Here is a 14,708-nt window from a genome sequence, read left to right as displayed (position 1 = left end):
CCATGAGCAGCGTGCTGATCCGCAACGCCCGGCTGGTGAACGAAGGCCGGGAATTCGACGGTGATCTGCTGGTAAGCCACGGTCGCATCGTCAAGATCGCCAGCAGCATCGAAGGCGAAAAAGCCGCCGTGGAAATCGACGCAAACGGCCAATGGCTGCTGCCAGGCATGATCGATGACCAGGTGCATTTCCGTGATCCAGGAGCACCGGACAAGGGCAGCTTCCATACTGAATCTCGAGCTGCGGTGGCCGGCGGCATCACCAGCTTCATGGACATGCCCAACACCTCGCCGGCCACCCTGACCCTCGCCGCGCTGGCAGACAAGAAACGTCGAGCGGCAACTCACTCAGTGGCCAATTACGGTTTTCATTTCGGCGTGAGCAACGACAATCTCGATACCGTCGCCGCACTCAATCCTTGCGAAGTGGCCGGGGTCAAAGTGTTCATGGGCGCCTCCACGGGCAATATGCTGGTGGACGATCCGAGAATTCTTGAGCGGTTATTCGCCGAGGTGCCGACCCTTTTATTGGCCCACTGCGAACACACGCCCAGCATTGAAGCCAACGCGGCGAACCTGCGAGAGCTGTTCGGCGAGCACCTTCCGCCCGCCGCTCACCCGCTTATCCGCAATGCCGAAGCGTGCTTTCGATCTTCCTCAATGGCCGTCGATCTAGCCAGACGTCACGGCACCCGTCTGCACGTTTTGCACCTGACCACCGCCCGTGAGCTGGCACTGTTCGAAGACAAGCCGCTGGCACAGAAACGCATCACTGCCGAGGTTTGCCTGCATCACTTGCTATTCGACGACCGCGACTACCCGAGCCTCGGCAACCTGATCAAGTGCAACCCGGCGATCAAGACCCAGGCCGACCGCGATGCCTTGCGCAAAGCGCTGTTGAGTAATCGGCTGGACGTGATCGGCAGCGATCACGCGCCTCACACCTGGGCCGAAAAACAGCGCCCCTACAGCCAGGCGCCGTCCGGTTTGCCGTTGGTGCAACACGCCCTGCCCGCACTGTTGGAACTGGTGGCTGATGAGATCCTGCCGATCACCACCCTTGTGGCCAAAACCAGTCACCGGGTCGCCGATCTGTTTGCCATCCCCGACCGCGGCTATCTGCGCGAAGGGTATTGGGCTGACCTGGTGTTGATCAAACACGAGCCCGATGGCGTGGCCGTTTCCCGGCAACCGATCCTTTCGCAATGTGGCTGGACGCCATTCGCCCGGCATCGCTTTCACCACAGCGTCAGCACCACGATCGTGTCGGGACAAATTGCGTGGCACGACAAACGTCTTAATGACAACTGTCAGGGCTTACCGCTACGGTTTATGCGCTGACGCACGTTATCGAAAACATTCGAGAACACCGATCATGATCCACATCACCCTGCCTGATGGTTCATTGCGTGAGTATGACCAACCGCTGTCCGTGTTTGAGGTTGCCGCGAGTATCAGCCTCGGCCTGGCTAATGCAGCGCTCGCGGGTCGGGTGGACGGCGTGCTGGTGGACTGCGGATTTCTGATCGAGTGCGATGCGCGGGTCAGCATCGTCACGTCCCAGGAGCCCGACGGTCTGGAGATCCTTCGGCGTTCCTGTGCGCTGATGCTGGCCATGGCCGTAAAACAGCTGCATCCGAATACGCAGTTGCGGGCCGGATCGGCGTTGGGTGACGGCTTCTTTTATGAGTTTGCTTTCCAGCGATCGTTAACCCTGGCCGCTCTGCCAGTGATCGAAGCGCGTATGCGCGAATTGGCGGCGACCAACCATTCGATCCGCCGGCAGGAGCAAACGCCAACCGAAAGGCTATCGCTGTATCGTCTGGGGGACTTCGAGGGTTTCGCGGCAGGCCCGCATGTTCCCACCACCAAGGTGTTGCAGGCCTTTGCACTGGACCACATCAGCGGCACGTTGCAGCAACGAATCTATGGCACCTGTTGGCCCAGCCAACAGGAACTGGACACCTGGCGAGCGCCACCCCAGGTCGTGGTTGTGAATATCGATGAGCGTCAGAGCGATTATGCGCACTCGGTGACCGAAGCGCTGCGCCGGCACGGGCTGCGCGCCAACTCGGATCTGCGTCACGAGAAAATCAGCCGCAAGATTCGCCAGCACAGCCAGAAAGTGCCATACCTGTTGGTAGTCGGAGAGAAGGAAAAGGACGGTGGGTTTGTCAGCATGCGCAGTGGCAGCGGGGAGGATTTCGGGGAGAAAGGGATTGAGGCGGTGTGTGATTTGTTGAACCCGCCCAAGACTGGTGGTGCCTGAGCGGACGCCTTCGCGGGCAAGCCCGCTCCCACAGGGATCACAAATGACCTGGTGGGAACGAGCCTACCCGCAAAGCTTTTAGGCCCTTGGCTTCACTGTGCCGCAATCCTGACCCAACCACACAGCGCGGGTATCGAGGCTACCCTTCTGCTGAATGCCGGTGGCGTTGAAGGTGCCGTTGACCTTGGTGGTGAACTCACGATCACTCATAAAAGTGGCCACTCCGCTGCCCTGGGCTTTCGGACAGCTGAAACGAAATTTCCACTGGTTACCGCTACGCTCGGTAATTTCCTGCTTGCAGCCCGATTGCGGGTCCGTCAGCGGAATGTTGTCGCTCTTCACCTGCTCAGGTGTCAGGCACGCCCGAATCCCTTTACCGCCCATGGTGATGCCTTGTTTCTCCAGCATCGCCCGCTGTTGGGGGGTCATCTGGTTTTGTAGCTGGCCGAGGATCAATTGCAGATCGGGCATGTTCTGGTCATCGACCTTCATGTTGCTTGAGGTCAATTCCCACAAGCCCGGTTGCAGCATCTGTGCCTGAGCGGCCACAGGAAGTGCCAAACCAAATGCCATGGCCAAACCCAGCAGACGAACGTTCATCGAGTAACTCCTGATCATTAGTGGCCGTTAGACGTCGGCCACGGGCTTCGGTTCATGGGCCAATTAAATAGCGACATTCTGCCCGGAACATGGTCTGTTAAGCATTGAATCTTCAAGGAGCAAGACTGCCCCATGGATTATTTCGGACCGCATGTATTCGGTTATCTGATCGCACTGTTGCACACACTGGGCTCGATCGCCGCCATCCATGCCGTGTTGACCGTTCGGACCGCTCAGGGCTCGATCGCCTGGGCCCTGTCACTGCTGTTCATTCCCTACCTCACGCTGATCCCGTATCTGGTCTTCGGCCGCAGCACCTTCGATGGTTACATCAAGGCCCGACGGCAAGCCAACGAGGAAATGCGCAAGGCCATCTCCGAACTGAACTGGCGCCCCTGGGTAGAAGAGGCACTGGCTGCGCGTGCCTCCAGCGCTTACGCGTCTTTGCGGGCCATGCCGAAGCTGGGGCGCATGCCATGCCTGGCAAACAACGATGTGCGCTTGTTGATCGACGGCCAAGCCACGTTCGATGCAATTTTCGACGCCATCAGCAACGCCCGTAAAGCGGTGCTTATCCAGTTTTTCATTATCCACGATGACCGCCTCGGCCAACGCCTGCACACCCTGCTGACGAAGAAAGCCGCCGAGGGCGTGGCGATTTACTTGCTCTACGACCGCATCGGCAGCCACTCCCTGCCCCACGAGTATGTGCAACCGTTGCGAGATGCCGGTATCGAGGTCAAAGCCTTCGCCACCCGCAGCGGCTGGCTCAACCGCTTTCAGGTGAATTTCCGCAACCACCGCAAGATCGTAGTCGTCGACGGGCTTGTCGGCTTTGTCGGCGGGCTCAATGTCGGCGACGAGTACATGGGCGAAAAACCACCCCTGGCGCCCTGGCGCGATACCCACGTGCAAGTTCGCGGGCCGGTGGTGGCCTGCATGCAGGAGTCCTTCGCCGAAGACTGGTTCTGGGCAGCCCGCTCGCTGCCCCCGCTGATCCTGCCAGACGTTTATCCAGGTGACGGCGTGCTCTGCCAATTACTGGCCAGCGGCCCGGCGGATTCCTACGAAACCTGTTCGCTATTCTTCGTCGAAGCCATCCATGCGGCGACGGAACGCGTGTGGATCACCAGCCCTTACTTCATCCCCGACGAAGCAGTGTTCGCCGCGTTGCGACTGGCGGTGCTGCGCGGTGTGGATGTACGGATCCTGTTGCCGTCGCGGCCGGATCACCGGATCGTCTACGCCGCTTCCAGCCTTTATGCCTTCGAAGCCGTACGCGCCGGGGTGCGCGTGTTCCGTTATCAGCCCGGCTTCCTGCATCAGAAAGTGGTGCTGATCGACGACGAGATCAGCGCCATCGGCAGTGCCAACATGGACAACCGTTCGTTCCGGCTGAATTTCGAAGTGATGCTGCTGACGGTCGACAGCGGGTTTGCCGCCGAAGTGGAGCAGATGCTCAACAACGACTTCGCCCAGGCTCACGAAATCGCCAAAGAAGAAAGCCGGGAGACCCACCGCCTGCAACAGGTCGGCATGCGGATCGCCCGGCTGATTTCACCGATTCTCTAGCTGTAGATGTCGTCGCGGGTCCATGGCAGTTCATGGCTGCCATCGGGATGGGTTTTCACCGCGAGGATTTGATGCAGGTTGATCCAGCCTCTGGCGAAGGCATAGGCGCACCCCGCCAGGTACAACCGCCAGATGCGTAGCGCCTGCTCCGGCACCAGTTTGGCGGCGGCTTCCAGATTGTCTTCCAGGCGTTCGCTCCAGTGGTCCAGGGTCCGCGCGTAATGCAGGCGCAGGCTCTCGACGTCGACAATCTCCAGCCCCGCTTCGCTGATCTCGGCGGAGATCATCGACAGGTGCGGCAGCTCGCCGTTGGGAAACACATACTTCTCGATGAACTCACCAGCGCCGCGCCCGACCGGACGACCGTCGGTGTGTTTGGCGGTAATCCCGTGGTTCATCACCAGACCGCCCTCTTTCACCGCGCCGAACAAGGTTTTGCAGTATTCGGCCAAATTGGCGTGGCCGACGTGTTCGAACATGCCGACGCTGACCACCTTGTCGAAACGCCCGTCCTGAGGCAGATCGCGGTAGTCGAGCAGCTGCAGTTCGATCTGGTCTTCCAGGCCTTCGGCTTTCACCCGCTCACGAGCCAAATCCAATTGCGCTTGACTGAGCGTGATCCCGAACACCTTCGCGCCGAACTCCCGCGCGGCATACCGCGCCAACCCGCCCCAGCCGCAACCGACATCCAGCAGATACTCCCCTGGCTGCAAGCGCAACTTGCGGCACAGGTGGCGAAACTTGGCTTGTTGAGCCTGCTCAAGGGTTTCACTGCCGGTCTCGAAGTAGGCGCAGGAATACGCCATGTCGCTGTCGAGCCACAGCTGATAGAACTCGTTGGAAAGGTCGTAGTGGTAGGAGATGGCTTTGGCGTCGGTTTCCTTGTCGTGAACCAGGCGCACCGGTTGCGCATCGTCGTCTTCGTTGATCAGCGCCTGACTCCATTCATCGCAGACACGAATCACGTCGCTGATGGAGCCTTCCAGCTCCAGTTTGCCTTCGACGAACGCCGCCCCCAGCGCGTCGAGGCTCGGATGGGTGAACTGGGTAACCATGTGCGGGTCCTTGACCACAATGGTGACGCTGGGCGTCGGCCCCAGGTTGAACTCATGGCCGTCCCAGAGTCGCAAGCGAAGCGGTAACTGCAGATTCTGTAAGGCCGGTGGAAGTTGCGCGAGCATGAAAAGTCCCCCTTGTTTCAGACGTCAAATCTGAGGGTAGACCATCCTTGAAAAATAGCAGGCTATCGAATTAATAGCCTTTTTCTATTCCCGGTGTTGCCACCAACGGTAAAGCCCAGCCAACCGGCGAACCTTGTAATGACCCGCCTCTAACCTAAAAGACTACAAACCCGGCACACAGTTCTGAAAAGTTGAGTAGTCGCTCACACCTCATCCTTAAGCTTGAGTAGGGGTTCCTGAAAGCGTAGCAAACGCCCGGCATTACCGAGCACCAATAACGTGCTCAAGTTGTGCAACAGCGCGGCAATCATCGCCCCGGCCGCGCCCAGCCAGCCGAATGCGGCGAAGGCGACAATCGCCAGGGTCCAGCCCAGACCGATGACTACGTTCACCTGTAAAGTCTGCCGGCATTGGCGACTCAGGCGCACACAGGTTCCGAGCCGGCGCAGGTCGCTGCCGATCAGTACGATATCGGCCGAGGCCAGCGCGATGTCCGCGCCGCCCGCGCCCATGGCCACGCCGACCACACCGGCCTTCAGCGCCAGGGAATCGTTGATGCCGTCTCCCACCACCATCGGCCGGAAACCGCTGTCGATTTCTTTCAACACGCGATTGAGTTTGTCCTCGGGCAAGGCCTGGGCTTCGACATCGCTGATGCCCACATCCCGGGCCAGCGTATGAGCCACGCTTTGTCGATCCCCGGTCAGCAACAACTGACGACCCAGGCCCAGTTCACGCAACTCGCTCAGGGCAAACCGCGCCTCAGGTTTGACGCTGTCGGCGAGCAACAGCCAGGCGAGAAATTCACCGTCGAGGGCCAGCCCGGCAATCGGACCATCGTGGCCGGGAACAGCTGAGGTGACGATGCCCAATTGCGCGAACAGCTCCGGACGACCGAGGGCCGCTTCGCCCTGCTCCGTCATCGCCACGACACCCAACCCCTGACGCTCGCGAATGTCAGAGAGCAGCAGAAAATGTTCCTGAGTGACCAACCCGGCCAACGCGCGGCTGACCGGGTGGCTGCTGGCAGAGCCAAGGCTGGCGGCGAGTTTCAGTACGTGACTGCGATCTTTCAGCGGACTGTCGATCGATTGCAGGCGCAAGGTGCCGAACGTCAGGGTTCCGGTCTTGTCGACCACCAACGACGTCAGGTCAGCCAATTCTTCGAGGAACGCCGAGCTGCGAATCAGAATCCCGTGCCGAGCAGCGACCGCCACCCCGGCAATCGCCGTGGCCGGTGCCGACAACACCAGCGCGCAAGGACAGGCCGCCACCAACACCGCAAGCATCGCCTGGGCATCGTTGGTGACGAACCAGGTCACGGCGGCCAGCAGCAACACCAGCACCATGTAGCTGCCGGCGTAGCGTTCGAGCAAACGGGTGATCGGCGGCTTGGAGCGTTCGGCGTTTTGCATCAGCGCGATGACTTTACCCAGTGTGGACTCGTGACCGGTGCGGGTCACTTCAATGCGCAACAAGCCATCAAGGTTGATCGCTCCGCCGAACACCGGCATGCCCACAACGGCCTCTATGGGCACCGACTCACCGGTGATCGATGCAGTGTCGAGGCTCGCCTGACCGGACAACACCCGACCATCGGCCGGCACGCGATCACCCGCACGCACCTCCACCAGGTCGCCGGCCTTGAGTGTGCCGTTATCGACTTCGACGATAGAGCCGTCAGCCTGAATCTTGCGCGCATGGCTGCGCGTCAGTTTGCCGAGAGCATGAATCGCTTCCTGGGAGCCAATCACGCTGCGCTCTTCCAGCACATGGCCGAAGATCATGATGATCGGCAGCAGTGCCGCAGTAAGCAGATCGCCAGTGGCCCAAGCGCCGAGCATGGCCAGGGCAATCAACTGATCGGTGATCCCGTGCAGGCTCGGATAACGCAGGCTGTACCACGCCGAACGCATGACCGGCACGGCCACCAGCAACGAAGCAAAACCCAGCAGCAATTGGCTGACCCCGGTCTGCTCCGGCAACGACCAGCGCCAGATCAGGCCGAGCGCAAGCAAGCCCAGCGCAAGCATGGCCAGGGTCAACTGGCGCGCGGCGCTACGTTGTTCAGCCGAGGACAACATGCTCGGCGCGGCGGCGGTTTGGGCAGTCATTGTGCAGCTCCCTGAATGATCAGGCGGGAATCGTCTTTCGGATTGACCGTCGTCACCGAACCAGCCTGACCGAGAATCTTCGGCATCCGCTCACGGTAAATACGCAGCAGCATTTGCGGGTCGGTGCCCTGCTGTTGCGCCTTGGCCAGGCTTAATACTGTGGCGGTGTCGGTGGAGGCTTTGGCCAGGCGTTCACTGGCTTGGGCGTGAGCCACTTGCAGCGTGCGGTCGGCTTGTTCGTTGGCGGACTGAGTCAGCTTCTCGGCTTCCGTGCGCGCATTGGCCACGGCCTTGTCAGCTTGCTGACTGGCAGTTAACACGGCGTTGAACGCGCTCACCGCCGGGCCGGGCAGACTCGATTGCACATCGACCCGCGCCACTTCAATACCCAAGCCCTGCCCGGTCGCCGTCAATTCGGCCAAGCGTTGATTGATGCCCCGCACCAGATCTCCGCGTAGACGTTCGCGACGTTCGGCAGCCTGATTGTCGGCACCGATCAGTTCCGGTCGAGCCACCAGAATGGTGTCCAGGTCTCGCGCCGCGGTGAGTGCCACGGCACTGCGCGTCACCAGTCGATCCAGGGCCGGCAACACATGCTCACCCTGAAGAACGAAGGCATAGGGCTCAGTGACTTTGTAGAACACCCGCACATCCAGCTGCACCACGCCCGCGTCACCGGTCAGCAGATAACCGGAGCCGGCGAGCGCATCGCTGATGGGTGTGGCGAAGCTCGCCACCCGGTCGGCCTGCAACGCAGCATCGGTGCGCAGCAGATTTTCCACCCGTCGCTCGATCACCCGGTCCGCTGCCGGCAACAAAACCACCTGCTCAAACGGTCGCGGCCACGCCAACAGCAAACCGGAATTTTGAATGCGATCCAGTGCACCGAAATGCAGCACCACGGCACGATTCTGCGGGTCGATCTGCCGCACATTGGAAAATGCCCACGCCAAAGCAGCCAGCACGGTCACGGCGTAAAGCGCGAGAAAAGCCAAGCGCCCGGCCTGAATCCAGGGGCTGCTCAATTCATTTGTTCCACGTGGAACCAAACTCATGGCTGCGACCCGGACTTGTTATCGAGCGTCGGTGGGCCGTCAACCAACACCCGGAACGGCGCCGCATCAGTGCGCAAAATCAGTTTGGTGCCCGGTGCGACGATGGTGCCCAAGGTGTCGAGCGAACGCAGCAAATTGTAGAGCTGCGGTGAGCCTGCGTAGGCCCGGCCGTAAATCTGCGCGGCTTCGACGCGGGATTGGGCTTCGATGTCTGCGGCCTTTACCGTCGCATCGGCTTGTACGATTCGCGCATCACGCTCGGCTGCGGAGCGGATTTGTGCGGCTTCGCGTTTACCAATGGCTGTGCGTTCAGTGGCGATTGTTTCACGCTCGGCGCGCATACGATCGACCGTCGCGGTGAGCGTCACCGATGGCAGAGTCAAGCGCTCGATACCGACTTGCAGCACTCGCACGCCATAGGTGGTGAGCAACTGCTGATCGATCTGCTGGCGCAGCTGCGCTTCGAAGTCGGCGATGTGCACCTGGTTGGCGTCGGTGTTCACCAGGTTGGCCAGGTCGAAACTGCTGGCCGTGGTTTCCAGCGCCGAGCCGACAAAGGTACGAATCTGCCGCGCGGCTTCATCGGGTTGATTCTGTACAGCGCGCATAAAACGTTGCACGTTGTCAGGGTCGCCCTGTACCTGCCAGGCCACGTAGGCTTGCACGATGATGCGCAGACCGTCGCGCGTGCCCACATCCTGCAAACCGCTGGAGGTGGTGCGCAGCCGCAGATCCACCGGGATCGCCGCCTCAAACGGCGCCGGCCAACGCCAGCCAAGACCCGGCTCCAGCAACACCCGCGATGGATTGCCAAAGCGCGTAATCACCGTGGCCTCCCCCGAGCGCACTTGCACCAGGCTCGCCGCCGCAATGGCAAAGGCCACCAGCAGCGCCGCCCAGCCCATTCGCCGCCACGGAAAAGGGCCAGCTTCGTGCGGATCACCATGGTGGTGATGGTGATGATGACCGTGGTGATGCCCGCCATGGCCGTGATCGTGGCCGGCGTGGTCATCGTGGTCGTGATGATCGTGAGTAGGCGTCGACTGGCTCAATGGGCGGCTCCTGGCTGAGCGGTATTACGCGACGGCGCAGGGTCAGCCGGCAGCGTGAATGTACGTAGGTCGATGGTCGGCGCATTGCTGCTGCCACCCAGACGGTGATCGAGAACCAGCAGCTTGGCGTTAGCCAAACCCTGGGTCAGTTGGCTGAGGTATTGCTCCAGCACGAAGGCTTGGCCGGCACTGGAATATGCCTTTCGCTCAGCGGCAAATTTCAGGTCGGCGGCCTGAGCGCTTGAGTTGATTTCATGGGCACTGGCCGTGGCTTGATCGCGAGCGATGCTGGCCTGCAATTGCGCCTGGTTGGTCGCCTCCGCTGCGGCACCGCGCTCGCGGGAGATCAATGCCTGGGCGCCAATCTGCGCTGCTTGAACGCCGTGATAAGCATTGGCAGCCCCCGCTGGCGGATGAATGGCCTCGACCACCGTGGCGAGAATTTCCACGCCGCTGTCGAGTTTTCGCAGATCCGCTTGCACGGCGCGGCCGATTTCTTCAGAGAGCCCTACCCTGTCTTCGCCGAGCAAACCGTCGAGGGTTCTTGAGGCGAAGTCATGAACCAGAATCCGGCTGGCGGTGCTGCGAATCAGCGTCGGCACGTCGGCGCTGTTGTACGTCGCGGCCAGAGCCGCTTGATCGCTCAGACCGATGCGATAGACGAAGCGCACGTCCATATTGACGATCTGAAAGCTCTGCTTGTCGGCACGGCTGCTGGCAATCACCTGGGATTTGTCATTCACATGGCTGGCGTCCCACAAGCGATTGGCAATGGCCGGTGCCGGGCCTTCGGCAGGTTCGGCCGCGACCGGGGCCGATGCTTCGCCCACGCTGGTGGCCAATTCATGGACTACGCCGTTCTCGACGCTCAGCACGCGACCCAGCGGCCACGGCAAACCGGCGTGCAAACCGGGCCCAAACACTTCCACCGGTTTGCCGAAACGTTCGTAGATGCCCCGCCCCTGTAGCGGTATTTCATGAATGCCGGTGAGTGACCAACCGACGATTGCCACCACCGCCAGCACCGGCAAAAACGCCCGGCGCATGTAGGTGAAGGCCCAGATTTGTCGCAGGTCGATACCGAAGCGATTGTGCAACTCGTGCTGCAATGCGAGCAGGGGCTGTGGCGGCCAGCGCAACATATCGGCGACGAAGCTTCGCGCCAGCAAGGTCGGTTCAAGCTGTTCACGACGGGGGCTGAACAGTGACAACACAGCGCGCAGCAACAACTCGATGGCGACCAGCCCCGGCAACAAGCCGATCAGCACCGCCAGACGCACCGGCCAGACGGCTGTTTCGCTGCCGAACAACAGACACAAGGCGCTGAGCACCAGGCCAATAATCGCGACCCGCGCCAGCTGCGCCAACGACCCGGCCTCAGGCCATTGGGCGACATTTTCCTGCGCCAGTTGCCGCTCCAGTACCAGCAAACCGAACGCCAGCAGCAACGACAACGCCGCGCCAACACTGGCCGATAATCCCAACGCAGCGGGTGGCAAAGCGAGGTTCCAGACCTGCTCGATGCTGTACAAACTCAACAACGCCCAGCCACCAAGCCAGAGCGTCGGTGCACCGATCTGCCCCAGCAAGCGCAGCCAACGCTGACTGATGCCGTCCAGCAACCGCTCGTACCAACCTTCGGCGACAACGACTTCTTCAGTGATAGCCACCGGCACCAACGCGGCCGGATTCATCGCGCGTGCACGCCACTGCGTTACCCACCAGGCCGACTGCAGACCGGCGACCAACACCAGCAAACCGGCGCTCTGATTGACCAGCAACGCGGGCCAGAGCGATTGCGGTGCAAACAGCCCGACAAAAAACGCCAGCACCAGCCCTGCGGCCGCCAAGGCACCCAAACCGATTGCCCATTGGCGCAATCGACGTCCTTGAACGACCGCCTGCTGAAAGCGCGGCAGCCCTGCTATCTGTGCTCCATCGCCATCGAGATCGACTTGCATACCACCCCAGCCATTGCTCACATCACAATTCGTTACGATATAACGAAAATGGTGAAATTTTCGTCCTGAATCGTTCTATCTAAAAGCGCTGAACCTGTCGCCAAGCTGAAGCCTTGACCGAAATGGAGAGAAACGCACATATTACGTTCGTAATTTTTTATTGAAGACTACTTTTTATCGATCCCGTCCCTCTCAATCCAGGAGTTGCACCATGAGCACCTATGACGTCGTGATTCTGGGCGCCGGCCCCGGCGGTTACAACGCAGCGATCCGCGCCGGGCAGTTGGGCTTGAAAGCGGCATGCGTGGAAGGCCGCGCCACCCTCGGCGGGACCTGCCTGAACGTCGGTTGCATGCCGTCCAAGGCATTGCTGCATGCCTCCGAGCTCTACGACGCGGCCATGGGGGCGGAATTCGCCAACCTCGGGATCGAGGTTAAACCTGTGCTCAACCTGGCTCAGATGATGAAACAGAAGGATGAAAGCGTCACAGGGTTGACCAAGGGTATCGAGTTTCTGTTTCGCAAAAACAAGGTCGACTGGATCAAGGGGTGGGGCCACATCGACGGGCCGGGCAGCGTCACAGTGACCGACAACCAGGGTGGCAAGATCCAGCTGAGCGCCAAGGACATCATCATCGCCACCGGTTCCGAACCCACTCCCCTGCCGGGCGTGGACATCGACAACCAACGCATCCTCGACTCCACGGGCGCACTGTCGCTGGCTGAAGTACCGAAGCACCTGGTGGTGATCGGCGCTGGAGTGATCGGCCTGGAACTGGGTTCGGTATGGCGGCGCCTGGGTGCTCAGGTGACGGTCGTCGAATTTCTCGACCGAATCTGCCCGGGAGTGGATGCTGAAGCCGGTAAAACACTTCAGCGCTCATTGAGCAAGCAAGGCATCCGCTTCAAATTGAACTCGAAAGTCACCAGCGCCACCTCCTCGGCGAGCGGTGTTCAACTCAGTGTCGAACCGGCCGCAGGTGGCACCGCCGAACTGCTGGAAGCCGACTACGTGCTGGTGGCTATCGGTCGTCGTCCTTACACCCAGGGCCTGGGGCTGGAGAACGTCGGCCTCGCCACCGACAAACGCGGCATGCTCGCCAACAAGGGCCACCGCACTGAAGCCGCGGGGGTCTGGGTGATCGGTGACGTCACCTCAGGGCCGATGCTCGCCCACAAGGCCGAAGACGAAGCCATGGCCTGCATCGAGCAAATCGTCGGCAAGGCTGGCGAGGTCAATTACGACCTGATCCCCAGCGTGATCTACACCAAACCGGAGCTGGCCAGCGTCGGCAAGACCGAAGAACAGCTGAAGGCCGAAGGTCGCGCCTACAAGGTCGGCAAATTCCCCTTCACCGCCAACAGCCGGGCGAAGATCAACCACGAAACCGAAGGCTTCGCCAAGGTACTGGCCGATGAGCGCACCGACGAAGTTCTCGGTGTACACCTTGTGGGCCCAAGCGTCAGCGAAATGATTGGCGAATATTGCGTGGCCATGGAGTTCAGCGCCTCGGCCGAAGACATCGCCCTGACCTGCCATCCGCACCCGACCCGCTCCGAGGCCTTGCGCCAGGCGGCGATGAATGTGGAAGGGATGGCGACGCAGATTTAGAACGATCAAAAGATCGCGGCCAAAGACTGCGATCTTTCGCTTTTTCAGTCAGGCAAATGCCCCAACGGCAACGCTCCCGGCGTCTTCACCGTGTGAATTGCAAAATTGCTGCGGATATCGCTCACGCCAGGCAATTTCAGCAATCGCCCGGTGAGGAAACGGTCATAGGCGCGCAAGTCCGGTACCACCACTTGCAGCAGAAAATCCGATTCCCCGGACACCAGAAACGCCGAAATCACCTCAGGCAATGCCGTCACGGCCAGGCGAAACGCTTCGGCTTGTTCATCGTTATGCCGTTCGACCTTGACCCCGACAAACACCGTCAGCCCAAGGCCCACTTCATCTCGATCGAGGTTGGCCTGATAGCCACGAATCACACCGGCCTCTTCCAGCATCCGGACCCGGCGCAAACAGGGCGAGGCCGACAAGCCGATCTCATCGGCCAGTTGTACGTTACTCAGGCGTCCGTCCCGTTGCAGCGCCGTGAGAATTTTGCGGTCGTAGGCGTCCAGTTTCATGTTTTGGCAGATCCTGATGGTTTGATCGTCACAAACTGGCAGGTTATGCCAAATATCGAAGCTTTAGAAGCTGACTACGCAACCACCTGCCCTGCCCCTCGGCCGTAGACTGAACCCACCAAATCGACAACGAATGGGGGCAACATGACAGAACTCTGGCTGTTTTTCATGGCATTGACAGTGGTCTACCTGTTGCCGGGCCCGGACATGATTCTGCTGTTGCAGACCGGCGCTCGTCAGGGCAAAGGCGCGGCGCTGGCCACGGCATTGGGGCTGGGCGTGGCGCGCGGTTGTCATGTGGCATTGGCGGCATTGGGTTTGGCGACGCTGTTCAGGACTGCGCCCTGGACCTTCGACGTGGTGCGCCTGGCCGGCGCCGCGTACCTGCTCTGGATCGGCATTCAGTGCCTGCGCACCACGATGCTGCCGAGCTTGAACGGTGCAGACGCAACGACCGATAAACCACGGTGGCCGGAGGCGATCCAGCGCGGTTTACTGACTAACCTGCTCAACCCCAAGGCGCTGCTGTTTTGCTCGGTGCTGCTGCCGCAGTTCATCAACCCTCAAGCCGGACCGGTGCTCGCACAATTTGCGACGCTCGGCATGATGCTGGTCGGCGTCGGCTTGCTGTTCGACAGCGCCTACGCGCTGGTCGGCGCCGCGTTGGGCCGTTGGCTGCAACGCAGTCCATCGGCCCAGCGGGTACAGCAGTGGTTGTTTGGCAGCCTGTTGATTGGTTTTGCGGTGCGGCTGACCTTTGTTCAACAAGCTTGAG

The 14,708-nt window shown here is 60.8% G+C and carries 12 protein-coding genes; 5 read left to right on the top strand and 7 right to left on the bottom strand.

The features are described 5' to 3' along the window. Nucleotides 1-2: 2 nt before the first annotated feature. Nucleotides 3-1,340, top strand: coding sequence for a dihydroorotase (locus AF70_RS24730; RefSeq protein WP_028940090.1), 1,338 nt, complete (start codon nt 3-5; stop codon nt 1,338-1,340). A gap of 34 nt (nt 1,341-1,374) precedes the next feature. After that, nucleotides 1,375-2,268 carry a His/Gly/Thr/Pro-type tRNA ligase C-terminal domain-containing protein gene (locus AF70_RS24725; RefSeq protein WP_028940089.1) on the top strand — a complete coding sequence of 298 codons (894 nt, stop codon included), beginning with the start codon at nt 1,375-1,377 and terminating at the stop codon, nt 2,266-2,268. A 78-nt stretch (nt 2,269-2,346) separates the two neighbouring features. Here AF70_RS24725 and AF70_RS24720 read toward each other — a convergent pair whose 3' ends face one another. Next, entirely contained in the window at nt 2,347-2,868 is a 522-nt protein-coding gene (locus AF70_RS24720; protein WP_018927350.1) for a DUF3617 domain-containing protein, read from the bottom strand. Nucleotides 2,869-3,000: 132 nt separating this feature from the next. Between AF70_RS24720 and cls the strand changes: the two genes are divergently transcribed. After that, a complete protein-coding gene (cls, locus tag AF70_RS24715; RefSeq protein WP_028940088.1) occupies nt 3,001-4,440 on the top strand; it encodes a cardiolipin synthase in 1,440 nt (479 codons plus the stop codon). On the opposite strand, the gene cfaB is transcribed toward cls, so the two are convergent. From cfaB to hflK (AF70_RS24690), 5 genes are all read right to left on the bottom strand, one after another. Beyond that, nucleotides 4,437-5,621 (bottom strand): C17 cyclopropane fatty acid synthase CfaB, encoded by a 1,185-nt coding sequence (gene cfaB, locus AF70_RS24710; RefSeq protein WP_028940087.1) that lies wholly within the window; start codon nt 5,619-5,621, stop codon nt 4,437-4,439. The genes cls and cfaB overlap by 4 nt on opposite strands. A gap of 203 nt (nt 5,622-5,824) precedes the next feature. Then, nucleotides 5,825-7,735 (bottom strand): cation-translocating P-type ATPase, encoded by a 1,911-nt coding sequence (locus AF70_RS24705; protein ID WP_019580357.1) that lies wholly within the window; start codon nt 7,733-7,735, stop codon nt 5,825-5,827. Next, nucleotides 7,732-8,790: a protease modulator HflK gene (gene hflK, locus AF70_RS24700; RefSeq protein WP_019580356.1), complete on the bottom strand. Its 1,059-nt coding sequence runs from the start codon at nt 8,788-8,790 to the stop codon at nt 7,732-7,734. The genes AF70_RS24705 and hflK (AF70_RS24700) overlap by 4 nt, the downstream gene beginning before the upstream one ends. Next, the gene (hflC, locus tag AF70_RS24695) at nt 8,787-9,842 is read right to left on the bottom strand and encodes a protease modulator HflC (protein ID WP_026331807.1); all 1,056 of its coding nucleotides are present in this window, start codon (nt 9,840-9,842) and stop codon (nt 8,787-8,789) included. The genes hflK (AF70_RS24700) and hflC overlap by 4 nt, the downstream gene beginning before the upstream one ends. Beyond that, nucleotides 9,839-11,803, bottom strand: coding sequence for a protease modulator HflK (hflK, locus tag AF70_RS24690; protein WP_028940086.1), 1,965 nt, complete (start codon nt 11,801-11,803; stop codon nt 9,839-9,841). Before hflK (AF70_RS24690) ends, hflC begins: the two co-directional genes overlap by 4 nt. A 211-nt stretch (nt 11,804-12,014) precedes the next feature. Here hflK (AF70_RS24690) and lpdA point away from each other — a divergent pair, with 211 nt between their 5' ends. Then, the gene (lpdA, locus tag AF70_RS24685) at nt 12,015-13,415 is read left to right on the top strand and encodes a dihydrolipoyl dehydrogenase (protein WP_028940085.1); all 1,401 of its coding nucleotides are present in this window, start codon (nt 12,015-12,017) and stop codon (nt 13,413-13,415) included. Nucleotides 13,416-13,459: 44 nt separating this feature from the next. Here the strand turns inward: lpdA and AF70_RS24680 are convergent, their stop codons facing one another. Further along, nucleotides 13,460-13,933: an Lrp/AsnC family transcriptional regulator gene (locus AF70_RS24680; protein WP_019580354.1), complete on the bottom strand. Its 474-nt coding sequence runs from the start codon at nt 13,931-13,933 to the stop codon at nt 13,460-13,462. 144 nt (nt 13,934-14,077) lie between these two features. On the opposite strand from AF70_RS24680, the gene AF70_RS24675 reads away from it, so the two are divergent. Next, on the top strand, nt 14,078-14,707 hold the full coding sequence (locus AF70_RS24675; RefSeq protein ID WP_019580353.1) for a LysE family translocator: 630 nt from the start codon (nt 14,078-14,080) through the stop codon (nt 14,705-14,707). The last annotated feature ends 1 nt before the right edge of the window (nt 14,708 follow it).

Source organism: Pseudomonas sp. KD5 (genome assembly GCF_012932895.1).
Classification (GTDB): domain Bacteria; phylum Pseudomonadota; class Gammaproteobacteria; order Pseudomonadales; family Pseudomonadaceae; genus Aquipseudomonas.
The sequence above is the reverse complement of the archived record's forward strand: the minus strand, read 5'-3'. Positions and strand labels throughout refer to the sequence as shown.